Source organism: Micromonospora sp. NPDC048907, from assembly GCF_055586885.1.
This window is the reverse complement of the sequence record NZ_JBVJHI010000003.1, coordinates 643,101-666,845: the sequence shown is the minus strand read 5'-3', so window position 1 is coordinate 666,845 and position 23,745 is coordinate 643,101. Positions and strand designations below refer to the sequence as shown.

At 74.9% G+C, this 23,745-nt stretch carries 21 protein-coding genes and 1 riboswitch; of the genes, 10 read left to right on the top strand and 11 right to left on the bottom strand.

Annotation, left to right across the window (positions count from 1 at the left end; all coding sequences use genetic code 11):
* Nucleotides 1-38: 38 nt before the first annotated feature.
* Nucleotides 39-2,525, bottom strand: a complete 2,487-nt coding sequence (locus ACZ6PY_RS12615; protein ID WP_466071638.1) for a S8 family serine peptidase — start codon at nucleotides 2,523-2,525, stop codon at nucleotides 39-41.
* A gap of 79 nt (nucleotides 2,526-2,604) precedes the next feature.
* On the opposite strand from ACZ6PY_RS12615, the gene ACZ6PY_RS12610 reads away from it, so the two are divergent.
* Together ACZ6PY_RS12610 and ACZ6PY_RS12605 are read left to right on the top strand one after the other, a co-directional pair.
* Nucleotides 2,605-4,416, top strand: a complete 1,812-nt coding sequence (locus ACZ6PY_RS12610) for a glycerol-3-phosphate dehydrogenase/oxidase (protein ID WP_466072075.1) — start codon at nucleotides 2,605-2,607, stop codon at nucleotides 4,414-4,416.
* Nucleotides 4,417-4,478: 62 nt separating this feature from the next.
* On the top strand, nucleotides 4,479-4,988 hold the full coding sequence (locus ACZ6PY_RS12605) for a hypothetical protein (protein ID WP_466071636.1): 510 nt from the start codon (nucleotides 4,479-4,481) through the stop codon (nucleotides 4,986-4,988).
* Nucleotides 4,989-4,991: 3 nt separating this feature from the next.
* On the opposite strand, the gene ACZ6PY_RS12600 is transcribed toward ACZ6PY_RS12605, so the two are convergent.
* A complete protein-coding gene (locus ACZ6PY_RS12600; protein WP_466071634.1) occupies nucleotides 4,992-6,392 on the bottom strand; it encodes an FAD-binding oxidoreductase in 1,401 nt (466 codons plus the stop codon).
* A gap of 58 nt (nucleotides 6,393-6,450) precedes the next feature.
* Here ACZ6PY_RS12600 and ACZ6PY_RS12595 point away from each other — a divergent pair, with 58 nt between their 5' ends.
* Nucleotides 6,451-6,819 (top strand): DUF4031 domain-containing protein, encoded by a 369-nt coding sequence (locus tag ACZ6PY_RS12595; RefSeq protein ID WP_466071633.1) that lies wholly within the window; start codon nucleotides 6,451-6,453, stop codon nucleotides 6,817-6,819.
* Here ACZ6PY_RS12595 and ACZ6PY_RS12590 read toward each other — a convergent pair.
* Nucleotides 6,791-7,426: an HD domain-containing protein gene (locus tag ACZ6PY_RS12590; RefSeq protein WP_466071632.1), complete on the bottom strand. Its 636-nt coding sequence runs from the start codon at nucleotides 7,424-7,426 to the stop codon at nucleotides 6,791-6,793. The genes ACZ6PY_RS12595 and ACZ6PY_RS12590 overlap by 29 nt on opposite strands.
* Before the next feature lie 74 nt (nucleotides 7,427-7,500).
* Between ACZ6PY_RS12590 and ACZ6PY_RS12585 the strand changes: the two genes are divergently transcribed.
* Nucleotides 7,501-8,760 carry an FUSC family protein gene (locus ACZ6PY_RS12585; protein WP_466072073.1) on the top strand — a complete coding sequence of 420 codons (1,260 nt, stop codon included), beginning with the start codon at nucleotides 7,501-7,503 and terminating at the stop codon, nucleotides 8,758-8,760.
* Between the two features lie 240 nt (nucleotides 8,761-9,000).
* Here ACZ6PY_RS12585 and ACZ6PY_RS12580 read toward each other — a convergent pair whose 3' ends face one another.
* Nucleotides 9,001-10,263: an aminotransferase class V-fold PLP-dependent enzyme gene (locus ACZ6PY_RS12580; RefSeq protein ID WP_466071631.1), complete on the bottom strand. Its 1,263-nt coding sequence runs from the start codon at nucleotides 10,261-10,263 to the stop codon at nucleotides 9,001-9,003.
* A gap of 51 nt (nucleotides 10,264-10,314) precedes the next feature.
* Nucleotides 10,315-10,435, bottom strand: a riboswitch (SAM riboswitch).
* A 23-nt stretch (nucleotides 10,436-10,458) separates the two neighbouring features.
* Between ACZ6PY_RS12580 and ACZ6PY_RS12575 the strand changes: the two genes are divergently transcribed.
* On the top strand, nucleotides 10,459-11,943 hold the full coding sequence (locus ACZ6PY_RS12575) for a PrsW family intramembrane metalloprotease (RefSeq protein ID WP_466071630.1): 1,485 nt from the start codon (nucleotides 10,459-10,461) through the stop codon (nucleotides 11,941-11,943).
* Nucleotides 11,944-11,964: 21 nt separating this feature from the next.
* On the opposite strand, the gene ACZ6PY_RS12570 is transcribed toward ACZ6PY_RS12575, so the two are convergent.
* Together ACZ6PY_RS12570 and ACZ6PY_RS12565 are read right to left on the bottom strand one after the other, a co-directional pair.
* On the bottom strand, nucleotides 11,965-12,120 hold the full coding sequence (locus ACZ6PY_RS12570) for a hypothetical protein (protein WP_466072097.1): 156 nt from the start codon (nucleotides 12,118-12,120) through the stop codon (nucleotides 11,965-11,967).
* Between the two features lie 82 nt (nucleotides 12,121-12,202).
* Complete coding sequence (locus tag ACZ6PY_RS12565) at nucleotides 12,203-12,550, bottom strand: GroES family chaperonin (RefSeq protein WP_151463382.1); 348 nt, start codon at nucleotides 12,548-12,550, stop codon at nucleotides 12,203-12,205.
* A gap of 171 nt (nucleotides 12,551-12,721) precedes the next feature.
* Here ACZ6PY_RS12565 and ACZ6PY_RS12560 point away from each other — a divergent pair, with 171 nt between their 5' ends.
* Nucleotides 12,722-14,002: an AI-2E family transporter gene (locus tag ACZ6PY_RS12560; RefSeq protein ID WP_466072072.1), complete on the top strand. Its 1,281-nt coding sequence runs from the start codon at nucleotides 12,722-12,724 to the stop codon at nucleotides 14,000-14,002.
* Nucleotides 14,003-14,054: 52 nt separating this feature from the next.
* On the opposite strand, the gene ACZ6PY_RS12555 is transcribed toward ACZ6PY_RS12560, so the two are convergent.
* A complete protein-coding gene (locus ACZ6PY_RS12555) occupies nucleotides 14,055-16,193 on the bottom strand; it encodes an ATP-dependent DNA helicase (protein ID WP_466071628.1) in 2,139 nt (712 codons plus the stop codon).
* Nucleotides 16,194-16,317: 124 nt separating this feature from the next.
* On the opposite strand from ACZ6PY_RS12555, the gene ACZ6PY_RS12550 reads away from it, so the two are divergent.
* Nucleotides 16,318-16,824, top strand: a complete 507-nt coding sequence (locus ACZ6PY_RS12550; RefSeq protein ID WP_262282840.1) for a DUF402 domain-containing protein — start codon at nucleotides 16,318-16,320, stop codon at nucleotides 16,822-16,824.
* A gap of 7 nt (nucleotides 16,825-16,831) precedes the next feature.
* On the opposite strand, the gene sigJ is transcribed toward ACZ6PY_RS12550, so the two are convergent.
* Entirely contained in the window at nucleotides 16,832-17,788 is a 957-nt protein-coding gene (sigJ, locus tag ACZ6PY_RS12545) for an RNA polymerase sigma factor SigJ (RefSeq protein ID WP_466071627.1), read from the bottom strand.
* A 115-nt stretch (nucleotides 17,789-17,903) separates the two neighbouring features.
* Here sigJ and ACZ6PY_RS12540 point away from each other — a divergent pair, with 115 nt between their 5' ends.
* The 3 genes from ACZ6PY_RS12540 to ACZ6PY_RS12530 all read left to right on the top strand — a co-directional run bounded on the left by ACZ6PY_RS12540 (nucleotide 17,904) and on the right by ACZ6PY_RS12530 (nucleotide 20,649).
* Nucleotides 17,904-18,893 carry a PPK2 family polyphosphate kinase gene (locus tag ACZ6PY_RS12540; protein ID WP_466071626.1) on the top strand — a complete coding sequence of 330 codons (990 nt, stop codon included), beginning with the start codon at nucleotides 17,904-17,906 and terminating at the stop codon, nucleotides 18,891-18,893.
* Between the two features lie 120 nt (nucleotides 18,894-19,013).
* Nucleotides 19,014-19,640 (top strand): DUF47 domain-containing protein, encoded by a 627-nt coding sequence (locus ACZ6PY_RS12535; RefSeq protein WP_148431186.1) that lies wholly within the window; start codon nucleotides 19,014-19,016, stop codon nucleotides 19,638-19,640.
* Between the two features lie 4 nt (nucleotides 19,641-19,644).
* Nucleotides 19,645-20,649: an inorganic phosphate transporter gene (locus ACZ6PY_RS12530; RefSeq protein ID WP_466071625.1), complete on the top strand. Its 1,005-nt coding sequence runs from the start codon at nucleotides 19,645-19,647 to the stop codon at nucleotides 20,647-20,649.
* A gap of 43 nt (nucleotides 20,650-20,692) precedes the next feature.
* Here ACZ6PY_RS12530 and ACZ6PY_RS12525 read toward each other — a convergent pair whose 3' ends face one another.
* From ACZ6PY_RS12525 to ACZ6PY_RS12515, 3 genes are read right to left on the bottom strand one after another with little or no spacing between them, the layout of a single operon-like run.
* On the bottom strand, nucleotides 20,693-21,661 hold the full coding sequence (locus ACZ6PY_RS12525; RefSeq protein WP_466071624.1) for a Gfo/Idh/MocA family protein: 969 nt from the start codon (nucleotides 21,659-21,661) through the stop codon (nucleotides 20,693-20,695).
* 60 nt (nucleotides 21,662-21,721) lie between these two features.
* The gene (locus ACZ6PY_RS12520; RefSeq protein ID WP_466071622.1) at nucleotides 21,722-22,309 is read right to left on the bottom strand and encodes a DinB family protein; all 588 of its coding nucleotides are present in this window, start codon (nucleotides 22,307-22,309) and stop codon (nucleotides 21,722-21,724) included.
* A 49-nt stretch (nucleotides 22,310-22,358) separates the two neighbouring features.
* The gene (locus tag ACZ6PY_RS12515) at nucleotides 22,359-23,099 is read right to left on the bottom strand and encodes a helix-turn-helix domain-containing protein (protein WP_466071620.1); all 741 of its coding nucleotides are present in this window, start codon (nucleotides 23,097-23,099) and stop codon (nucleotides 22,359-22,361) included.
* Nucleotides 23,100-23,745: the final 646 nt, after the last annotated feature.

The window sequence follows — 23,745 nt, the reverse complement described above, 5'->3', positions numbered from 1 at the left end:
GCGACCCTAGGTCATCCGCCGGCCAATGGACAGGGTTGTTAACCGAGGTCGGCGGCCCGCGCGGCGCGGACCGCCGCGTACGCGTCGACCAGGCCGGCGCCGACCAGGTTCCGGGTGCCGCCGCAGGGCGCGTCGGCGGGCGTCACGGCCGGCGTGGCCGTCTCGGTCAGGATGCGGCGGGTGCGGTCCAGGTCGCCGACCAGCGCCGGGTTGGCCGACCACATGAGCGCCACCACGCCGGCCACCTGCGGGGTCGCCATCGAGGTGCCGTCCAGGGTGGCATAACCGCCCCCGGGGAACGCCGACGGCACCCCGGCGCCCGGCGCCACCAGGTCGGGCTTGGCGGCGCCCCCGACCGCCGGCCCCCGGCTGGAGAACTCGGTGAGCCGGCGGGCCCGGTCGACCGCACCGACCGTGAGCACGTCAGGGTACGGCGCCGGCGGGTCGGCGATCGAGCCGCAGTACGGGCCGCTGTTGCCCGCGGCGGCCACCACCAGGATGCCGGCCGCGGCCAGCGCGGCGGTCGCCGGGCGCAGCGCCCCCGGGTCGCAGCCCTCGACCGGCGGGCAGCCCCACGAGTTGGTCAGCACGTCCGGGGCCCGCTGCGGCCGGCCGTCGGTGAGCGGGTTCCCGCCCGGCGGGAACGGCGCCAGCATGAACTGGAGGCAGTCCAGGTAGCGCGCCGGGCTGCCCAGGTTGCGGTCGAGGTTGACGCAGCCGACCCAGCTGGCGCCGGGGGCCACCCCGATCCCGTTCCGACCCACCGCGCTGCCCACCGTGTGCGTGCCGTGGCCGCCCCGGTCGGCCGGCGCCGGACGGTGCTCCCAGGGGTCGTACCAGGAGTCGTCGCCGCCCCGGAAGCCGGCGGCCAGGGCCGGGTGCCCGCCGTCCACTCCGGAGTCCGAGCTGCCCACCACCACGCCGGCGCCGGTCACGCCCAGCTCCGACCAGACCCGGTCCGCGCCGATCAGCGACACGTTCCAGGTCGGGCCGGTCGGCGCCGGCACGTCGCCCCGGGTGGGGGGCGCCGCCGCGGGCAACGGGCGCAGCCGCTGGCTGACCAGCACCCGGGCCACCTCCGGTCGACCGGCGAGCCAGGCCCGGACGGCCGGCCCGCCGTCCGTCTCGATGGCGTTGACCAGGTAGTACGGCGTCGGGTGCAGGCGCAGCCGGTCCAGCTCGCGGCGCAGGTCGCCCTGGCTGCGGTCGGCCGTGGCCACCAACCGCCGGTAGACCTCGGCCGCGCGGGCGTCCCGGCCGGCCCGCCCGGGCGCCCCGGCGGGGATGTTGGTCAGGTCGGCCTGCTCGCGGAGCACCACGAGCAGGCGTTCGCCGTGCAGGCCGGGCTGGCCGGGAACGGCGTACACCACGACGAGGGCGGCGAGCAGGGCTCCGGCGGCCAGCCCGGCCAGGCCGCGCCGGGGCGCGCGGGCGCGGGGCCGGGCGAGCAGCACGCCGTACCCGATGGCGAGCAGGACCGCGGCGGCGAACGCGACGCCGGTCGCGACCGCGACCCAGAACGGGACGTCGCGGGTGGTCGCCAGCAGGACGGTGATCTCCTCCGGGTCGGTGAACGCCAGCGGGCCGAGCAGCGCGAGGCCGACCAGCCAGCGCACCGGCCGGGGCCCGGCCGGCCGGCCCGCGTGCCGGGCCGCCGCCTCCAGCGCGCCCAGCACGAAGCCGAGCGGGGGCAGCAGGAGCAGCCCCGGCAGGTGCGCGCCGGACTGACCGGCCCCCGCGGCGAGCAGCGCCAGGGTCACCCCGGCGACCAGCCCGCCGACGAGCACCAGCCGGGCCGGCCGAGGTGGCGTGCCGACCGTGAACGCGGCCCAGAACGCGGGACCGAGGAGCACCCCGGCGAGCGCGCCGAGCGCGGCGGCGGCCAGCCCGGCGAGCAGGGTCTCCAGCGAGCCACCCAGCGCGCCCACCCAGGCCCACGGCAGCAGCGACGCCAGCCCGGCGGCCACCGCCAGCAGCGTCACCGGCCCGAACCGCCCCGCCCGGCCGCCCGCCCCCGCCGCACCGTCATCGGGCTCGGCCGGCGTGCCGGGCGGGGACGGCGGGATGGCCGGAACCGGCGGGGCGGACCGACTGCGGCGGGCGAGCCGGGCGAGGGCCAGGGCGAGCAGCGCCGCGGTCGCGGCCAGCGCGGCCAGGTACGCCTCGTGGTGCACCGGCGGCAGTGCACGGAGCAGGGTCAGCGCGCCGAGCACGAGCGTGCCGGCCAGCCAGGCCCGGCCGGTCGCCCGGACCGCGGGAGAGCGGGGGAGCAGCGCGAGCGCCAGCGTGGGCGCGCCCACCAGCAGCACGGTGACCAGCGCGACCACCGGCCAGACGGCCACCGCGCGGTCCACCCCGGAGACCAGCACCAGCTGGTCGACCACCCAGCCGATCAGCTGGCCGGGCACCGTGACCAGCACGGCCCAGACGCCGGTCACCGCCGCGGCGACCACCGGCCACGGCCCGGTCGCCGGGCGCGGGGGCGGGAAGGGAGGGACGGGAGCGGTGGGTGGGCCGGCCTGCATGGCCCTCACCGTACGGCCCGACGGGTGCCTGCCGCCGGAGTGCGGCGCCGGTTACCGTGGACAGGTGCGCGACCCTAATGTGTCCCGATCCGCGGCCGGTCAGCTCTCCGTCGAGCGCCGCGCCGATGACCTGCGCCGACTCCGCGCCGAGCGGTTCGACGTGCTGGTCATCGGCGGTGGCGTGACCGGTGCGGGCGCCGCGCTCGACGCCGCGTCGCGCGGCCTGAAGGTGGCCCTGGTGGAGGCGCGCGACCACGCCGCCGGCACCTCCAGCCGGTCCAGCAAGCTGATCCACGGTGGCCTGCGCTACCTGGAGCAGCTCGAGTTCCACCTGGTGCACGAGGCCCTGACCGAGCGCGGGCTGCTCGCCACCCGGCTGGCCCCGCACCTGGTGCGCCCGGTGCCGATCCTGGTTCCGCTCCCCGCCGAGGGCGGGGTGCGGGACCTGCCCCGCCGGTTCTTCCGCCGCTCCTACTACGGGGCCGGCGTGGCCGCCTACGACATCTTCGCCGGGCTGTTCGGCGGCGGGCGGGGCATGCCGCTGCACCGGCACCTGACCCGGGAGGGCGCCCACCGGATCTTCCCGAGCCTGCGGCCCGACAGGCTGGCCGGCGCGATCCGCTACTACGACGGCCAGGTCGACGACGCCCGCCTGGTGGTGACGCTGGCCCGCACCGCGGCGAGCCTCGGTGCGACCGTGGTGACCAGCGCCCGGGCGGTCGGCCTCATCCGGCAGGCCCGCGAGGTCACCGGGGTCCGGGTCCGCGACCTGGAGGCGCCCGCCGGCTCGCCGGACGCCGAGTTCGAGGTGCACGCGCGCACGGTCATCGCCGCGACCGGCGTGTGGAGCGACGACATGTCCCGGATGCTCAACGACGTGGGGCTGCGCCCCGGCTTCCGGGTCCGGGCCTCCAAGGGCGTGCACCTGGTGGTGCCCCGCTCGGCGATCACCGGCGAGGCCGGCCTGATCCTGCGCACCGCCACCAGCGTGCTGTTCGTCATCCCGTGGGGCGGCCACTGGATCATCGGGACCACCGACACCGACTGGCGGCTGGACCGGTCCCACCCGGCGGCCACCGCCAAGGACATCGACTACCTGCTGGAGCACGTCAACGCGGTGCTGGACCGCCCGCTCACCACCGCCGACATCGAGGGCGTCTACGCCGGGCTGCGCCCGCTGCTGGCCGGCGAGGCGGACTCCACCTCGAAGCTCTCCCGGGAGCACGCGGTCGTCGAGCCGATGCTCGGGCTGCTGCTGGTGGCCGGCGGCAAGTACACGACATACCGGGTGATGGCCTCCGACGTGGTCGACCGGGCGGTGCACCGGCTGGGCTGGACCCGGCCGTCGCGCACGGCCGACCTGCCGCTGCTCGGCGCCGACGGGTACGCGGCCATGTGGCGGGACCGGGCCGACCTGGCCCGCCGGCACGGGGTGCCGGTCGGGGTGGTCGAGCACCTGCTGGAGCGCTACGGCACCCTCACCCTCGACCTGCTCGCCCTGGTCGACGCCGATCCGCTGCTCGGCTCCCCGCTGGCCGGCGCACCGGAGTACCTGGCCGCCGAGGTGACGTACGCGGCCCGCGCCGAGGGGGCGCTGCACCTGGAGGACGTGCTGACCCGGCGTACCCGGATCTCCATCGAGACCACCCACCGCGGCCTGGAGTCGGCGGAACACGCCGCGGAGCTGATGGGTGCGGTGCTCGGCTGGGACGAGGCGACCCGCGCCCGCGAGGTGGCCCACTACCGGGCCCGGGTGGAGGCCGAGCGGCAGTCGCAGCTGATGGCGGACGACGTGGCGGCCGACGCGGCCCGGCTCGGCGCGCCGGACGTGCGCGGCTTCGCGGCGGACCGGGGCGGCGACGGGGACAGCGTCGAACTGCCGTCGCGGTGACCCGCGGGTAACGTCGGTCCGGAGGGTTCCGGCCTTACCTACGGAAGTGTAGGTTTCCCCGCGTGGTTCGCCCATCATGGTCGCGCGTCCGCGCTCTGTCCGTCGGCGTCCTCCTGGCGGTCGCCGTGTCCGGTTGCTCGCTGTTCGGTCGCGCCGAGGGTGCCACCACACCGGGCGAGGCGGGTGCGCCCTCACCGACGCCGGACGGGCGGCGGGTCTCCCTGGTGCAGCAGGTCGGGCCGGGCGGGCCGCCGCGCACCCTGGAGGTGGAGCCGTCCGGGCGGTGGCAGTGCCGCGACTGCGCGGGCGACGGGGTGGACTCGACCGGGGCGCTCACTCCCGAGCAGACGCAGCGGTTGCAGCGGATGCTCGCCGACCCGGCTCTGGCGCAGGAGACCGACGAGGCCCGGCACTACAAGCAGGGCTGCATCGACGCCCTGACCTCGACGCTGCTGATCCCGCCGGGGCTGACCGTCACCATTCAGGACTGCCCGGGCGAGCCGAAGCCTCCGGTGGCCTACCAGGTCCTGCTGCTGATCACCCAGGCCACCCCGGCCGAGGACAAGGGCTGAGCCTCAGCACACCTTGCCGGGGTTGAACAGCCCCGCCGGGTCCAGCGCGGCCCGGATCGCCTGGTGCACCCGTACGCCGACCGGGCCGATCTCCCGGGCCAGCCAGTCCCGCTTGAGCAGGCCGACGCCGTGCTCGCCGGTGCAGGTGCCGCCCAGTTCCAGCCCGAGCCGCATGACCTCGTCGAAGGCCCGCCGCCCGCGCGCCAGGCTGGCCGGGTCGGCCCGGTCGACCACGATGTTCGGGTGCATGTTGCCGTCGCCGGCGTGCCCCACCACGCCGATCGGCACGGCGCACTCCTCGGCGATCCGGGCCACGCCGTCGAGCAGTGCCGCCAGCGCGCCCCGCGGCACCGCCACGTCGTCGATGACCAGGCCGCCGTTGCCGCCGGGGAAGGCGTCCGCGGCGAACTTCTCCATGGCCGGGTGGGCCAGCCGCCGGGCCTGGAGCAGGGCGGCCGCCTCGGCCGCGTCGGTGGCCGCGTAGACCTCGTCGGCCCCGGCCGCCGTGCACACCTCGGCGAGCCGGGCCAGGTCGTCGGCCGCCCGGGAGCCGGTGTCCACGGCCGCCAGCAGCAGCGCCTGGGCGTCGGTCCGCAACCCCATGGGCCGGTACGCCTCGATGGCCCGCAGGTGGGTGCGGTCCAGCAGCTCCAGCAGGCTCGGGGTGAGCCCGCGCGCGGCGATCCCGGCCACGGCCGTGCCGGCCGCCGCCGTGGTGGGGAAGACCGCCACCAGGGTCAGCGACTCCTCGGGCGCCGGGCGCAGCGCCACGGTCACCTCGGTGATCACGCCGAGGGTGCCCTCCGAGCCGACGAACAGCCGGGTCAGGTCGTAGCCGGCGACGCCCTTGGCGGTGCGCCGGCCGGTGCGCAGCACCTCGCCGGAGGCGAGCACCACCTCCAGGCCGAGCACGTACTCGGTGGTCACGCCGTACTTCACGCAGCACATGCCCCCGGCGTTGGTGGCCACGTTGCCGCCGATGGTGGACGACTCCCAGGAGCCGGGGTCGGGCGGATACCAGAGGCCGTGCTCGCGGACCGCCCGGGCCAGCGTCGCGTTGACCACGCCGGGCTGCACCACGGCGATCCGGCTGACCGGGTCGACCTCCCGGATCCGGTCCATGGCCACGGTGCTCAGCACCACCGCGCCGTCCACCGCGTTCGCCGCGCCGGCCAGCCCGGTCCGCGCCCCCTGCGGCACCACGGGTACGCCGTGCCGGGCGGCCGCACGGACCACCGCCACGACGTCCGCGGTCTCGCGCGGGCGGACCACCACCAGCGGGGTGCCCGCCTCGCACAGGTCGGCCTCGTCCCGCGAGTGGGTCGCCAGCAGGTCCGGGTCGGTCAGCACGGCGGCGTCACCGAGAGCGGTTCGCAGGTCGTCGACGAGGGGATGGGCGGCCATGCCGGGAAGGCTAGGTCGTGCCGGCGGGGATGACCAACCGGGCGTACCGTTTGTCGTCATGCTCTACCTGGACCCGCCCGCGGTGCCCTGGCGGGGGCGGCTCTGGTCGCACCTGGTCAGCGACGTCTCGTACGCCGAGCTGCACGCCTTCGCCGAGGCGCTCGGCCTGCCCCGGCGCGGCTTCGACCGGGACCACTACGACCTCCCCGCCGAACGCGTCCCGATGGCCGTCTGGCTTGGTGCCCGGCTCGTCCCGTCCCGCGAGATCGTCCGCCTCCTCCGCGCCGCCGACCTGCGCCGCCCCAAGCCCCGGGCGGTCACCGATCCCGCCGCTCCGGTGGCGCCACGGAGCCCCGGGGTCGGCGCGGGGTCGCCGGCGGCGCCGCGGAGCCCCGGGATCAGCGCAGGGTCGCCAGTTCCCGGGTGAGGTTGGCGCGGGCGCGGGGCTCCCAGCGGGCGTGCGGCCCGGGAAGCCGGTAGAGCGCCGGGAGGGCCAGCAGGCCGCCCAGCACGGCGGCCCGGCCGGCGCGGAAGTCCGGGTCGGGGACGTGCGCGTACTCCTGTCGGACCGCGGCGGCGTAGCGGTCGTAGTCGGCGGCCGGGGCGGCCAGGACCGCCAGGTCGGCGTCGCAGAGCAGGGCCCCGTCGGGATCGTCGGGCCCGACCGCGTGGCCGGCGGTGAGCAGCACCAGCCGGCGTACCCCGGCCACCGCGTCCGCGGGCAACCCGGCGGCCGTGAGAAGCTCCCCGGCCAGCTCGGCGCTGGCCCGCTCGTTGGCGTCGCCGCCGGCCCGCGGGTCGTAGACCGCGTCGTGGCACCACGCCGCCAGCCGGACCAGGTCCGGGCGGCGGGCCGACCCGGCGTACGCGTCGACCACGTCGAGCACGGCCCGCAGGTGGATCACCGTGTGGTAGTGCCGGTGCGGCTCCCGCCAGCCCGCCAGCAGCCGAGCCCCGGCCCGCTCGACACCGTCCGGATCGGTCGCCCCCGCCGCCCGGCTCGCGTCCCGCCACCTATCGATCAGCTCGTCCACCCTGCGCAGTCTGCCCCACCCCGGCCGGTACCGAGGATTCAGCGCGGGCGGGACGGGTAGTACCGGCCATGGCCGTGGCCCGGGACCGTCGACCGCAGTTCCTCCGGCGTACCCCGTTGCGGGAGGGTCTGGTCGACGTCGACGGGGCGCGGATCTCCGAGGCCGTGGAGCAGCTCCGGCACCGGGGCAAGGCCACACTGCACGACCGGCTGCACCGGGTGCGCACCGCGGCCGGCCTGGCGCTCCAGGCGGGCCTCGCGGCCGGGCTGGCCTACCTGATCTCCCACCGGCTGCTGAACAATCCGCAGCCGGTGTTCGCGCCGATCTCGGCGGTGGGCACCCTGGCCGCCTCGGTCGGCCAGCGGTTCCGCCGTACCGTCGAGCTGATCGTCGGGGTGGCGGTCGGGGTCGCCGTCGGCGACCTGCTGATCTACTTCCTGGGCACCGGCGCCTGGCAGCTCGGCCTGGTGGTCACCGCGGCGATCCTGCTGACCGTCTTCGCCGGGGCGAGCGTGGCCATCGTGATCCAGGCGGCGGCCACCGCCGTGCTGATCGTGACGCTCAGCCCGTCCACCCAGAACCTGGAGATCCCCCGCTTCGTCGACGCGTTCCTCGGCGGCGGCATCGCGCTGCTGGTCACCGCGATCCTGCTGCCGCTCAACCCGCTACGGGTGATCAACCGGGCGGCCCGGCCCGCGCTGGACCTGCTCGCCGGGCAGCTCGACATCTGCGCGGACGCGCTGCGCAACCGGGACCGGGGCACGGCCCAGCAGGCGCTGTTCCGGCTCCGGGAGAACAAGGAGGAGCTGGCGGCGCTCTCCGAGGCGATCGAGGGCGCCAAGGAGACCATCACCATCTCGCCGGCCCGCTGGCACCGCCGGGACGAACTGACCCACTACGCCGAGGCGGCCGACCCGATCGACCGGGCCATGCGGAACAGCGGCACGCTGATCCGCCGCTCGGTCACCATGATCGAGGACGAGGAGCCGATCCCGGAGCCGATGCCCGACTCGATCGCCCACCTGGCCGAGTCGGTCCGCCTGCTGCGGCACGAGTTCGCCGTCGGCGAGGAACCGGAGAAGGCCCGGGAACGATCCCTGCGCGCGGTCAGCGAGGCCGGCCGGGCGTACGCCGAGGGGGTGGGATTCTCCGGCAGCGTGGTGATCGCCCAGGTGCGGACCACGGCGAGCGACCTCCTGGTGGCCTCCGGCATCGACCAGGAGGACGCCAACCGCCTGGTCCGCCAGTCCTTCGGCGACCGGGAGCAGCGCTCCGGCGAAACCACCGAGCAGGAACCCGCCCCGAAACCCCCCACCGCACCCCCGGTCGGCTGACCCGCGCCCGACCGCCCGACCCCGGCCCTCCCCGGTGCCCGTCCGATCCGGTGCCCGCTCGCCCCCGCTCGCCCCCCGCTCGCCCCCGCTCGCCCCCGCTCGCCCCCGTGATCATGAAGTTAGCGCCAGGGAAGGCGCTTTCCAGTGCCGCTAACTTCATGATCACCGAAGCGGAGCGGAGCGGAGCGGGGCAGGGCGGGCAGGGCAGGGCGGGCAGGGCCGGGTGGCAGGCCCGGCGGGTCAGGACAGGGTGGCCAGGGCCGTCAGGAGGGCGTCCACGTCGGATCTTGTGGTGCCGAGGCCGAGGCTGGCGCGGAGGGCCGTGGGGGGCAGGTCCCGGCGGCCGCTGCGGGTGGCCGCCTCGGTGAGCAGGCGGCGGGCGAGCGGGTGGGCGCAGAACAGGCCGTCCCGGACGCCGATCCGGTGCGCGGTCGCCAGGTGGGCGGCCACCTCGGCGGAGTCCCGGCCGGCGACCACGAAGCTGACGATGCCCACCCGCGGCGCGTCCGGCCCGAAGGTGCGCAGCTCCACCACGTGCGGCAGGGCCGCGATGCCCGCCCGGAGCCGGGCCACCAGCGCCTGCTCGCGGGCGTGCAGCGCGTCCCGGTCGGCGCCGGCCAGCGCCTCGCAGACCGCCGCCAGGGCCACCGCGCCGAGCAGGTTCGGGGTGCCCGCCTCGTGCCGGGCGGGACCGGTGGCCCACCGCACCTCGTGGGTGGCCGCCCCGACGTGGCTGGTGGCCCCGCCGCCGGCCAGGTACGGCGGGGCCGCGTCCAGCCAGTCCGACCGGCCGGCCAGCACGCCGGCGCCGAACGGGGCGTACAGCTTGTGGCCGGAGAGCGCCAGGTAGTCGACGTCCAGCGCGGCCAGGTCCACGGGGGCGTGCGGCGCGAGCTGCGCGGCGTCCACGAGGATCCGGGCGCCGTGCCGGTGGGCGACCCGGGCCAGGTCGGCGACCGGCCAGCGCTCCCCGGTCACGTTGCTCGCGCCGGTGACCGCCACCAGCACGGGCAGGCCGGGCCGGGCGTCGCGGGACAGTTCGCTCAGGGCGGCGTCGAGGGAGCGGACCGCGCCGCCGGGGCCGTCCGGCACCGGGAGCCGGACCGAGCCGCGCGGCCAGGGCAGCAGGTTCGCGTGGTGCTCGCCGGCGAAGGTGACCACCGTGGTGCCGGCGGGCAGCGCCCGGGCCAGCAGGTTCAGCGCGTCGGTGGTGTTCCGGGTGAAGATCACGTGGTCGTCGGGCCGGGCGCCGAGGAAGTCGCCGACCGTCTGCCGGGCCCGCTCGTAGGCCAGCGTGCAGCGCCGCGACAGCGCGCCGGCGCCGCGGTGCACGCTCGCGTACCAGGGCAGCAGCTCGGCCACCGCGTCGGCCGCGGCCCGCGCGCACGGCGCGCTGGCCGCGTAGTCCAGGTTGATCTCCCCCGGTACGCCGAGCACGCCGAGCGGGTCCGGCCGGCTCGGGGTGACGAGCGTGGGCAGCGAGGGTACGAGGGTGACGGTCATGCGGAGCCTCCCGGGTCCAGGGGGACCCCGGGTGGGTGGGCACCGGGACGGGGTCCGCGCTTGCCCAGCACGCGGATCGGGCTGGGCCCGGTCATCACCCGGGGCACCCCACCGCGAACTCGACGAGGGTTGCCGGCCAGCAAGCCGGGGCTTGACGCTGGCACTCGTGACCTGACCGGGAGCATAGCGGTCGCGATGCGACCGGACCAGTGGGTCGCGGGTGACTACGCTGACCGCATGGCCGTCACCCCGCCCGGCGGAGCCCTGCCGCCGCCGCCGACCGCGCCCGCCGTTCCGCCCGGCACGCCGGCTCCCCGGATGCCGCTGCGCCGGCTCGGCTGGCGGCGGTTCCTGGCGCTGGCCGGGGTGGTGCTGCTGATCGCGGCCGGCGCGGTCTTCATGGTCTTCACGCTGGGCGAGAGCCTCGGCGCGGAGGCGCTGCTGGTCGGCGTCATCGCGGCGATTCTGCCGGTGCCGGTGCTGGTCTCCTGCTTCCTCTGGCTCGACCGGTACGAGCCGGAGCCGTTGAAGTATCTGATCTTCTGCTTCGCCTGGGGCGCGTTCGTCTCCACCGCCATCTCGCTGCTGGTCAACGAGACCGGCGCCCGGCTGTTCGACCGCTGGGGGCTGCCCTCGGCGCTGACCGCCGTGCTGGTCGCCCCGTTCATCGAGGAGCTGACGAAGGCGGCCGGCCCGCTCCTGCTGCTGATCTTCCGGCGCCGGGAGTTCTCCGGGATCACCGACGGCCTGGTCTACTGCGGGCTCTCCGCGGTCGGCTTCGCCATGGTGGAGAACATCCTCTACCTGGGCGGTTACGGCTACCGCACGGGCGTCGAGGAGTACGGCCCGGCGACCGGCGCGCGTCAGGTGATCGCCATCTTCATCGTGCGGATCCTGCTTTTCGGCTTCGCCCACCCGCTGTTCACCTCGATGACCGGTGTGGGGCTGGGCGTCGCCGCGCGGACCGCCGACCGGCGGGTGCGCTTCCTCGCCCCGATCGCCGGCCTGCTGCTGGCCATGATGCTGCACGGCACCTGGAACCTGCTGCCGTCGCTGGCCGCCGCCACCGGGCAGCCGCTGATCGCGCTCTACGGCTACATCGGCGTGATGGTGCCGATCTTCTTCGGCATGGTCGGGCTGGCCGTCTGGCTGCGCGCCTGGGAGGGGCGGCTCACCGAGCGGACCCTGCCGGACTACGTCCGGGCGGGCTGGCTCACCCCACCCGAGGTGGCCGCGCTGGGCAGCCTGGGACGGCGGCACGCCGCCCGGACCTGGGCGCGGCGGGTGGCCGGCGACGGTGGGGTGAAGGCGATGCGCGGCTACCAGTTCGCCGCTACCCGGCTGGCCCTGCTGCGCGACGGGATGCGCCGGGGGCTGGACCGCAAGCCCGCCGAGCGGGACCGGACGGCACGGGAGGAGCGGGAGCTGCTGGACGCGATCGGGGCGTACCGGGCGTTCTTCGTGGGCCGGGACCCGCAGGCGCCGGTCGGGGTCTGGGACGGGCAGCGCTACCACCTGCGCTTCCCGGACGGGTCACGGCGCCCGGTCGAGGCCCCGGACGAGCCGGTGGTGCCGATCCCGGTGGTGCTGGCCCCGCCGCCACCGCCGGCCTTCCCGCCCGGCTACGGCCCGTCCGGCTGGCACGGCCACCGCTCGGCCGCCCCCTGGCCCCCGGCCTGACTCCGGCCGGAGCGGAGCGGGTCAGGTCATCAGGCCGGTGAGGAAATCGCCGAGCCCCTGGGCGATGGCCATCAGGGCCACTCCGATCCCCTTGAACAGCTGGGCCGCGCCGTCCGGCCGGAAGGCCATGAAGTAGATCAGGAACGCGAGGAATCCCCAGGCGAGTATCTTCTTCACGACTACCGGCATGGTCCCTCCCCAGGGCGCGGTCGTGCCTGGGGCTTCCCGGCGGGCGGCGGCGCAAACGGCGGGGCCGGCCCTACAGGTAGAGGCCGGTCGAGCCGGTCGGCTCCTTCTCCACCCGCTCGGCCGCCACGGCGTGCACGTCGCGCTCGCGGAGCAGGACGTACGCCCGGCCGTGCAGCTCGACCTCGGAGCGGTCGTCGGGGTCGAAGAGCACCCGGTCCCCGGAGACGATGGAGCGGACGTGCGGGCCGACGCCCACGGCGGTGGCCCAGGCCAGCCGCTTGCCGACGGCGGCGGTGGCCGGGATGACGATGCCGGCGGTGGAACGGCGTTCCCCCTCGCCGTTCTCGGTGCGCACCAGCACGCGGTCGTGCAGCAGGCGGATCGGCAGGCCGGCGTCGAGGTTCTGGTCGGCGGTCACGCGAAGACGCTACCGCGTGCCCGCCGGTCGATCCCGGTGTGGTTGGGCGGAGCGGCAGGGGGGCAATGTGTGGCGGAGTCGCCCTAGGGTGGGGCGGACGGACGTATCCTGTCCCCCCTGTGTCGTGGGCGGACCAGTTTGCGGGAGGTGCGCTTGAGCCGCTTCGAGCGGATGCGCGGACGGCTCCGCCGCGCGTACGAGTCCGGCCGCGAGTCGGCGCGGGCCCGGCGGGCGGACCCGGACCGGTCGGCGGACGAGTCGCGCCTGGCCTCGCCGTCCTCGCCGGGCCCGGTGGCGCCTCCGGCGGCGACCGTGGTGGGCGCGGAGCCTCCGGCCCCCGTGCACGCCTCGACGAACAGCCAGGACGACGTGGAGGTGCCGCACGCGCTGCGGATCGCCGCGGCCTGGTGCTGGCGGCTCATCGTCGTCGGCATCGTCACCTGGTCGCTGCTCAAGATCGTGGGCACGATCCGCATCGTGATCATCCCGCTGGCGGTCGCGCTGCTGCTCTCCGCGCTGCTCGCCCCTGCGGTCGGCTGGCTGCTCCGGGCCCGCCTGCCCCGCTCGCTGGCCACCGGCGTGGTGCTGGTCGGCGGCCTGGCCGCGGTGATCGGCACGCTGACCCTGGTGGTGAACGAGTTCATCCAGGGTGTGCCGGAGCTGAGCGAGAAGTCGTCGGAGGGCGTCCGGCAGATCCAGAACTGGCTCAAGACCGGCCCGTTGCACCTCTCCGACAGCCAGCTCAACCGCTACATCGACGAGGCGCAGAGCTGGATCAACGACAACACCGAGAAGTTCACCAGCGGGGCGCTCAACACCGCGGCGACCCTGGCCGAGGTGCTCACCGGCACGGTCCTGGTGCTCTTCGCGACCTTCTTCTTCCTCCGGGACGGCAGCAAGATCTGGCGGTTCCTGGTCCGGCTGCTGCCGGTGAAGGCCCGCTGGAAGGTGGACGACGCGGGCCGGGCCTCCTGGTCGACGCTCGGCGCCTACGTGCGGGCCACCGTTCTGGTCGCCTTCATCGACGCCGTGGGCATCGGCATCTTCCTGGTGATCTTCGACATCCCGTTCGCGTTCCCGCTGGCCGCGCTGGTCTTCCTGGGCGCGTTCATCCCGATCGTCGGTGCCTTCCTGTCCGGCGTGGTGGCCGTGCTGGTGGCGCTTGTCGACAGCGGCCCGGTGACGGCGCTGATCATCCTGGGCGTGGTGATCGGTGTGCAGCAGGTCGAGGGGCACGTGCTCCAGCCGCTGATCATGGGCCGGGCGGTGGCCATCCACCCGCTCGCCGTGATCATCGGCATCGCCGCCGGGGTGGTGCTGGCCGGCATCGCGGGCGCGCTGGTCGCGGTGCCGCTGATCGCCGTCCTCAACACCGCGGTCCGCCGGCTGGCCGCGCGGACCGTGCCGGACACCCCGCCCGACGCCGTGGTGGTCGCCTCCCAGGCCCCCTGACCGGCCGAGCACTGGACGCCCGCGTCGCCCCCGCCGGGGGCAGGCGCGGGCGTCAGCTCTTTCCGAGCCGCTCCAGCGCGCCCCGGGCCACGTCGGGACGGGTGGTGTACCAGAACGGGGGCAGCGAGCGGCGCAGGAACGGGCCGTAGCCCCGGGCGGTCTCCAGCCGGGAGTCGAGCACCGCCACCACGCCCCGGTCGCCGGTGGCCCGGATCAGCCGGCCGACCCCCTGGGCCAGCCGGACCGCCGCGATCGGCACGCTCACCGCCGCGAAACCGGAGCCGCCGCCGGCGTCCACGGCCGCCGCCCGCGCCGCTGCGAGCGGCTCGTCGGGGCGGGGGAAGGGCAGCCGGTCGATCACCACGAGCTGGCAGGAATCGCCCGGCACGTCCACCCCCTGCCACAGCGACATCACGCCGAACAGGCAGCTCTCCCGCTGCTCGCGGAACCGGCGGACCAGCAGCGGCAGCGCCTCCTCCCCCTGGAGCAGCACCGGCAGGTCGGTGCGCGCCCGGAGCAGCTCCGCCGCCTGCTGGGCGGCCCGCCGGGAGGAGAAGAGCCCGAGGGTACGCCCACCGAGCGCGCCGACCAGCGCCAGCAGCTCCTCGCCGGCCGCCTCGGGCAGCCCGGAGACGCTGGGCCGGGGCAGGTGCGCGGCGACGTACAGGATGCCCTGCCGGGCGTAGTCGAAGGGCGAGCCGACGTCGAGCGACGTCCAGCCGGGACCCTCGGTGGCCGGGACGGTGCCGATCGCCGCCCGGCTGCCGTCGGTGCTCGCCACCGGCGGTGTGGTGCCGGCGCGGCCGGCGGCGGCCGCTGTGGCCAGGGCGGCGGCGGCCGGGGACGGCGGGGCGGGCGGCGGCGCGTCCAGCCCCAGTGCCCGGGCCACCGTGTCGAACCGGCCGCCCAGCGCCAGGGTGGCCGAGGTGGCGACCACTGTGCGTTCGTCGTAGAGGTGGGTGGCGAGGGTGCCGGCGACCGAGAGCGGCGCCACCACCAGCGCCCGGCGGCTGCCGTTCTCCGGCTTCTCCACCCAGGCCACGTCGTGGTCGGCCTCCTCCAGCAGCCGCTGCGCGGTCTTCGACAGCTCGTCGAGCACGGCCTTCGCCTGCTGCTTGCGCACCGGGTCCGGGTCGTCGGCCTTGACGTCGCCGATCGCCTCCAGCGCGGCCCGGGTGGCGGCGTCGAGCAGGGTGCACGCCTCGCGCAGCGCGGGCGGCAGGCCGGCGGTGATCCGCCCGGCCGGCGCCTCGGCCAGCCCCACGGCGAGCGCGTCGCCGGCCTCGGTGAGGCGTTCGGCCACCTCGGGGCGGAGCAGCGGCCGGGCCCGGCGGGCGGACCGGTCGATGAGCTGGGGTTCCAGCTCGGCCTGCGCCGCCGAGGAGACCCGGTCGGCCAGCTCGTGCGCCTCGTCGACCACGAGCAGCTTGTGCGGCGGCACGATGTGCCGGCCGGCGAGCATGTCGACGGCGAGCAGGCTGTGGTTGGTCACCACGATGTCGGCCTCGCGGGCGCGGGCCCGGGACGCCTCCGCGAAGCACTCCTGGCCGAACGGGCAGCGGGTGGCGCCCACGCACTCCCGGGCCGGCATCGAGATGCTCCGCCACACCTGGTCGTCCACGCCCGGGTCCAGCTCGTCGCGGTCGCCGGTGGGGGTCTTCTCCGCCCAGTCGCGCAGCCGCTGCATCTGCTTGCCGAGCCGGCCCGCCTCGCCGAGCCACTTCGTGCCGCCCGCGGACCGCGGCGCGTCGAAGAGGGTGTCCTCGGGCTCCTCCTCGACCGAGCTGTCCAGCCGGGCCAGGCAGAGGTAGTGGTGCCGCCCCTTGAGCACGGCGAAGGTGGGACGCCGGCCGAGCACCGGCTCGACCGCGTCGGCCAGCCGGGGCAGGTCGTGGTCGACCAGCTGGGACTGCAGCGCCAGGGTGGCGGTGGAGACCACCACCGGGCCGTCCACGGTCAGCGCCGGGGCCAGGTAGGCCAGCGACTTGCCGGTGCCCGTGCCGGCCTGCACCAGAAGGTGCTCGCCGGAGGCGATGCTCCGCTCGATCGCCTCGGCCATCTGCTGCTGGCCGGGGCGGGCCGCGCCGCCGGGGACCGCGCCGACCGCGGCCGCCAGCAGCTCGGCGCCGCCGGGCCGGCCGCCCCGGCGCTTCTTCGGGACGGGGCCGGTGGCGGTGCGGGGCGCGGTCACCGTGCGACCGTACCCGCCTCCGCCGACAGGGGGCCTGCCGCTCCGCCGCGTGGCGTGGCCGGCCTGTCGCGTCCGGTTACCCGCCGATCGCGTCGCGTGGCCGGAATCGGTTAGGGTGCCAGTCATGCCGAGCGACGTGGTCCGCGTGATCTACCGCAAGTACGACGGCAGCGCACACCGCGACTACCCGGCCCGCCGCCTCGCCGAGGACGACCTCGGCGTCTGGCTCGGCGTCCCGGCCGGCACCGAGTCGGTCTACCACGGCCGGCCCTCCGTGGAGCAGATCCCGTTCGTCCTGCTGGTGCCCCGGCAGGGCTGGTGGACGGGCATGTTCAACCCGCCCCCGCGCACCAGCGAGGTCTACTGCGACATCGCCACCCCGGCCCGCTGGGAGGGCGAGGAGACGGTCCACCTGGTCGATCTCGACCTGGACGTGGTGCGCCGGCGGGAGACCGGCCTGGTCGAGCTGCGCGACGAGGACGAGTTCGCCGAGCACCGGGCCCGCTGGGGTTACCCGGACGACGTGGTGGCCGAGGCCGAGGCCGCGGCCCGCTGGCTGCTCGGCGCGCTCGACGACGGCACCGAACCGTTCGCCACCTCCTACCGGAAGTGGCTGGCCCTGGTGGTCTGAGCCGCCCTCAGTAGCGCGGCGGCCAGTCCTCGTCGGCCCCCACCGCGTCCAGGTGGGCGACCTTCTCGGGGTTGAGCTGGTTGAACACGCCGGTGATCCGCCCCTCGTGCACGGCGAACGAGGTGACCATCCGCAACGGCCGCCCGTCCCGGAACGCCGTCTCCGCCTGCCAGCCCAGCGTGCCGTCGACGAGCACCGGGCGGGCGTGCAGCGGGCCGCCCCAGCGGGCGGCCTGGCCGAAGAGGCCGAGGATGAACCGGCCCGCCAGCTCGGCGCCGACTACCGGCCGGCGGGCGGCCGGGAAGTGCCCGCCGCTGTCGCCGATCACCACCACGTCCGGGGCGAGGACCTCGACCAGCCGGTCCAGCTCGCCGGACTCGACGGCCGCCACGAACGCGGCGAGCACCTTGTGCTGCTCGGCCAGGTCGGCCGTGTGCCGGGGGACGTCCGGCGCGGTGACCGCGCGGCGGCCGCGCGAGGCGAGCTGCCGGGCCGCCGCCGGGGTGGTGCCGAGCACCTCGGCGACCGTGGCGAACGGCACGGCGAAGACGTCGTGCAGCACGAACGCCACCCGCTGCTCGGGGGTCAACCGTTCCAGCACCACGAGCAGGGCGGTGCCGAGCTGGTCGGCCCGGACCGCCCGCTCGGCCGGGTCGGGGGCGAACCCGTCCGCGGTCGGCGCCGCGCTCACCACCGGCTCCGGCAGCCACTGACCGGGGTACGCCTCGCGCCGTACGCGGGCGGACCGGAGCACGTCGAGGCAGATCCGCGAGCAGGTGGTGGTGAGCCAGCCGCGCAGGTCACGGATCTGTTCCCGGGCGGCCGGGTCGCCGAGCGCGCCCGCGTAGCGCAGCCAGGTCTCCTGGACCGCGTCCTCGGCCTCGCTCCGGCTGCCCAGCATGCGCTGCGCGACCGCCAGCAGGTGCCCGCGTTCCGCCTCGAACTCCGCCGCCCGCTCGTGCACGTCGTGCTCCTCCCGCCCGGGCCTCCATTCTCCCCGTACCTCCGGATGCCCCGCCGCCCCCGGCCGTGACATCCCTCGGGAGGCGGGGGCGGGCGGGGTGGGTGAGGATCGTGGGATGAGCGGTGTCGACGAGGTGGTGCGACCCGAGGGCGGGTCGATGCGGGAACTGCTCCGGGCGGGCCCGGGCGCGGTGGACCTGGCGGCGGTGGATCCGCGGTCGACCCCGGGGCTGCCCGCGGCGGCCGGGCGCGGCAAGCGGCGCAAGGAGTGGGCGCGCGGGCAGGTCGAGCTGCTCGGCGCGGAGCTCGGCCGGCAGCAGGAGATGCTGTACGCGACCGCGAAGGGCGCGGCCGGCCCGGCCAGCGCGACCAGCGCACCCACCCAGGCCGAGGCCGACCTGGCCGGCGACCGCCCGCGCCGGGTGCTGCTGGTGCTCCAGGCCATGGACTGCGGCGGCAAGGACGGCACGGTCAAGCGGGTGGCCGGGGCCATGAACCCGCTCGGGCTGCACATCCGCTCGTTCGGCCCGCCGACCGAGGAGGAGCGGCGGCACGACTTCCTCTGGCGGATCCGCCGGGCCCTCCCGCCTCCCGGCTACGTGGGCGTGTTCAACCGCTCGCACTACGAGGACGTGCTGATCGCCCGGGTCGAGGGCCTGGTCGACGAGGCCACCTGGCGGGGCCGCTACGACCTGATCAACGACTTCGAGCGGGAGCTGACCGGCAGCCGGGTGACCGTGGTCAAGGTCATGCTGCACATCTCGCACGCCGAGCAGGGCGAGCGGCTGATGGAGCGGCTCACGGACCCGACGAAGTACTGGAAGTACAACCCGAGCGATCTGGACACCCGGGCCCGTTGGGACGATTACCAGGCCGCGTACGCCGAGGCGATCGAGCGGTGCGGCCCGGACGACGCGCCCTGGTTCGTGGTGCCGGCGGACCGGAAGTGGTACCGCGACTGGGCGGTGGCGCACCTGCTCAGGGAGACGTTCGACGGGTTGGATCTGGGGTATCCGCCTGCCGATTTCGACCTCGCGCGGGAGCGGGACCGGCTGCGGAGCGAGGGCGGTACGGGGCAAGGTGAACGGCAGGTGAACGAGCGGTGAATCGGGCCTGACCAGGGGTGGGCCGGCGGCTGCCCGGTTCCACCGGGTACCTAGCATGCGCAGAGCAGGCGTCCTCTCGGGCGACCGCCACCCTTCCACCGACACGACGAGGTCCGTGCTGTGAAGTTTTCCTTCCGTCCCACCGAGGGCGCCTTCTACGAGCTCTTCACCAGGGCCGCGCAGAACCTGGTGAAGGGGACCGAGCTGCTCAACGAGCTGGGCCTGCCGGACGTCGAGGTCCAGTCGGTGAGCGAGCGGCTCACCGAGGTCGAGCACGACAGCGACCAGATCACCCACGAGCTCTACAAGAAGATCAACTCCACCTTCATCACGCCGTTCGACCGGGAGGACATCTACCGTCTGGGCTCGCTGCTCGACGACGTGATGGACCACCTGGAGGCGGTCGGCAACCTGCTCTACCTCTACGGCCTCACCAAGCTGCCGTCGCTGCCGCGCGAGATGCACGAGCTGGTGAACGTCCTCGACCAGCAGGCGAAGCTGACCGCCGAGGCGATGCCCCGGCTGAAGTCGATGAAGGATCTCGAGGACTACTGGATCGAGTGCAACCGCCTCGAGAACGACGGTGACCAGGCGTACCGGATGCTGCTGGTCCGCCTCTTCAGCGGTGAGTACGACGCGCTCACGGTGCTGAAGATGAAGGAGGTGGCCGACGAGCTGGAGGCCGCCTGCGACGCCTTCGAGCACGTGGCCAACACCGTCGAGACCATCGCGGTCAAGGAGTCCTGAGCCCGTGACCCCCGAACTCATCGCCGTGCTGGCGGTGATCGTGGTCGCCATGGCGTTCGACTACACGAACGGCTTCCATGACGCGGCGAACGCGATCGCCACCAGCGTGTCCACCCGGGCGCTGACACCCCGGGTCGCCCTCGCGCTGGCCGCCGTCGGCAACTTCGTCGGCGCGCACTTCGGCGCCGGGGTGGCCAAGACGGTCGGCGACGGCCTGGTGACCCTGCCGCCCGGGGTGGCCAGCCTCGGGGTGGTCTTCGCCGGCGTGCTCGGCGCGATCGCCTGGAACCTGATCACCTGGTACTTCGGCCTGCCGTCGTCGTCCTCGCACGCCCTGTTCGGCGGCCTGGTCGGCGCCACCCTGTTCGCCGCCGACGGCGTCGTGCAGTGGGGCAACATCGTCGAGAAGGTCCTCATCCCGATGGTGCTGTCCCCGGTGGTCGGCCTCGTGCTCGGCTTCCTGGTGATGCTGGCCATCCTGTGGCTGTTCCGGAAGGGGCAGCCCGGCAAGCTGAACCGGGGCTTCCGCTGGGCGCAGACCGCCTCGGCCGCTGCCATGTCGGTCGGCCACGGCATGCAGGACGCCGCGAAGACCATGGGCATCATCGTGCTGGCCCTCTACACGGGCGGGTACCAGGACAACAAGACGCACATCCCGCAGTGGGTGTTCTGGACCTCGGCGGCCATGCTGGCGGCCGGCACCTACGCGGGCGGCTGGCGGATCATCCGGACCCTGGGCCGGAAGATCATCGACCTGGGCCCGCCGGAGGGCTTCGCGGCCGAGACCGTGGCCAGCGCCGTGCTCTACTTCAACGCCCTGGTGCTGAAGGCCCCCATCTCCACCACCCACACGATCACCTCGGCGATCATGGGTGTGGGCGCGACCAAGCGGCTCTCCGCGGTCCGCTGGAACGTGGCCGGCAACATCGTGATCGCCTGGATCATCACGTTCCCGGCCTCCGCGGCCATCGCCTGCCTGGCGTACCTGCTGGTCCGCCCGCTGTTCTGAGCGCCTGACGCTGCAGGGGTCCCCCGTCGTCGCGGGGGACCCCTCACGCGTAGGAGACGCCGATCCGGTCCTTGATGTGGTCCAGCAGGCCCATCACCTCCAGCGTCGCGGCGTGCGGCACCAGCGGGCTCTCGATCAGACCGGCCGCCAGGCAGCGCTGCACCTCGATCGCCTCGTACTGGTAGCCGCCGCCGGTCAGGTCGGCGGGGATGGTCTCCGGCTCGGCGCCGAGCCGGTGCAGCACCGCGGCGCCGGGCCGGTAGAACGGCTCCGGCAGGTCGATCCGCCCGGTCGTGCCGGTGATCGCGGCGGTGATCGCCGTGGCCCCGACAATCCCGCAGCTCAGCGTGGCCACCGCCCCGGAGTCCCAGCCGAGGACGATGCCGGTGTTCTCGTCCACCTTCTCCGGGCTGAGCTTCGCCCAGGCCCGCACCTGCTGCGGCACGCCGAGGACCAGGTGGGCCAGGCTCAGCGGGTAGACGCCGAGGTCGAGCAGGGCGCCGCCGCCCAGCGTGCGGGCCCGCATCCGGTGCTCCGGCGGGAACGGGCCGGCCGCGCCGAAGTCCGCCCGGACGTGGGTCACCTCGCCGATCGCGCCGTCCCCGATCAGCTCCAGCACGCGGAGGATCAGCGGGTTGGTCCGCATCCACATGGCCTCCATGAGGAAGAGGCCGCGGGCGCGGGCCGTCTCGACCAGCTCCGTGGTGGTGGCCAGGTCGAGCGTGCAGGGCTTCTCCACCAGCACGGCCTTGTCGCCGGCCAGGCAGGTGAGGGCCGCCTCGTGGTGCGCGGCGTGCGGGGTGGCGACGTAGACGACGTCCACGTCCGGGTCCGCGGCCAGTTCCGCCCAGGAGGCGTACGCCCGGGGGATGTCGTGCCGGCGGGCGAACAGCTCGGCGCTCTCCCGGGTACGCGAGCCGACCGCCACCAGCTCGGCCCCCGGCACCAGCCGCAGGTCCTCGGCGAAGCGGGCGGCGATGTTTCCGGTGGCCAGGATTCCCCAACGCGTCATGCCGGCACGCTATCCCGGACCGTCGGGCGACCGGCACGAAGATCCACCCGTCGGGAAAGCTCAGTGCGGCGCGCCGGCGGCGGCTGCCCGGGCGGCCGCCTCGATCGTCGCGCACCGCGCGGCCCAGGTCGCCCGGTCGGGTTCCAGGTGCGCGTACTCGGCTGCCGCCCCCGTGGAGCCGTCGAGCTGTTCGCGCAGGATGTCGGCGTGGCCGGCGTGCCGGCTCGTCTCGCTGAGCACGTGGACCAGGATGTTGAACAGCTTCACGTTCGGGCGTGGCCACCAGGGCACGTGGCCGGGCGCGTCGACGGCGAGGGCCTCGATCGTCGCGTGCGAGTGCGCCCACACCCGGCGGTAGCGCTGGATGATCTCCTCGCGCGTCTCGTGCTCGCTCGCCCACATGTCGGTGCCGTCGTCGGGGGCGTCCCACGGCGGCAGGGGCTCGGGGAACGGCCGGCCGAAGACCTCGCCGAAGTACCTGGCCTCCGTGATCGACAGGTGCTTCACGAGGCCGAGAAGGTTCGTTCCGCTCGCGGTCAGGGGGCGGCGTACGTCGTACTCGGACAATCCGTCGAGCTTCCACAGCATCGTCTCGCGGATGTCGCGCAGGTCGCTGTGCAGATACTCTTTCGCGAAATCATCGATCATGGGCCACGACCCTGCCATGCGGCATCGGTGGGCGCAGCCCCGTGACCGGTCAGCTGTGCTCGGCGACCTTGGCGTCTGCCCAGAGAGCCTCGAAGTGCTCGACGTATCGGTCGAAAGGCCCGCCCGCATCGCGGCGGCGCAGGTGCAAGGTCACTGAATCCTGACCGAGTGATGCGCCGATGTGTGTTGCTACGACCGCCTCGTCATCGAAGATCCACACGGACATGGCGATGTGCCGGTCGGACAACCGCACGGGTAGTTCGGTCGGTGACTTTGCGATCTCCGCCCGGGACATCGCGATGCGGGTAGCGAGGTTGAGCGGTGTCGCTTCGATGCGGTCGCGGTCGGCCGTCACCGTGCTGTCGGGGTCGCCCAGGAGGAAGCGCACATCCGCGCCATCGCGGGCCTTCGCACCGAGCGTGGCGGCGGCGTGGGAATTTTCGAGCCAGAGGAAGTAGCTGGTGTATCCGCCGAACCACAGCCGGGTGCCAGCCCGTTCGATGAGGTCGCGGAACAGCGAGTGCGGAAGGTCAGAGCGACGGGGGTAGACGCCGACGAGTTCGCGGTCGTTTCCGACCTTGACTGCGCGGCGCACAACTTCGGGCCAGAGCACGTCAACATCCTTACCCAGCACCTCCGCGGCGCGCACTCGGGAACGTGGATGGGGAAGGCGACCGCGACTGATCCACCGCTCGACCGTCTTCGCGTCCACATGGCACTTCGCGGCCAGGTCGCCAACCGTCATGCCCGCCATTGTCAGCGCGTCGCGCAGCACGTCGTTTCGTGGCATCGAGGGACCTTTCCTAGACGTCCCTCGATGGTCGCACGCCGGCGGTTCAACCGTCCGCACCTCGCTGCGAGCGTTTCGCGTAGAAGCGCGGCTGGTGGAGGCGAAGCCCGGCGGTCGCGTTCCGTGGGGCCGTCGCCGTGGGCGAGCACTCAAGCGACGGCCCCTCCCTGACCGCCGCACGAGGGGAGCGCCATGCCCGACCAGACGCCACAGCCGAAGCCCGCGCAGCCGCGGCGTGACCCGCCGCCAGCCCTCGCGGTTGTGCCGGGACCGATCGGGCCGGTGAATCCGCCCCACCGAGGCGCGGGCCGGGTGACGAAGGTCGTTCCGGTGTCGCGCCGGCAGGCGCCTTCCCGTCCGGCTCCTCCTTCGGCGCACGTCGCGAACGGCCCGGCCTGGGCGTGCGACCAGTGCGGCCAGCCCTGGCCGTGTCCGGTGCTCCGGTCCGCGCCCACGACGGCAGAACGTCGGGCGACTCTCATCCCCGAGTTCTCCCGCATCACCCGGAGGGCGATCCGGGACCTTCGCGGAAGACCCGGCGGTCCTACCCCGCCCGAGATCGTCAAGCGTTTCCTCTGGTTCCTGCCGCTCACCGACGAGGAGGCCCGCGCCATCGCGCTGAGGCTCCGGTGAGCACGGCCGTCCC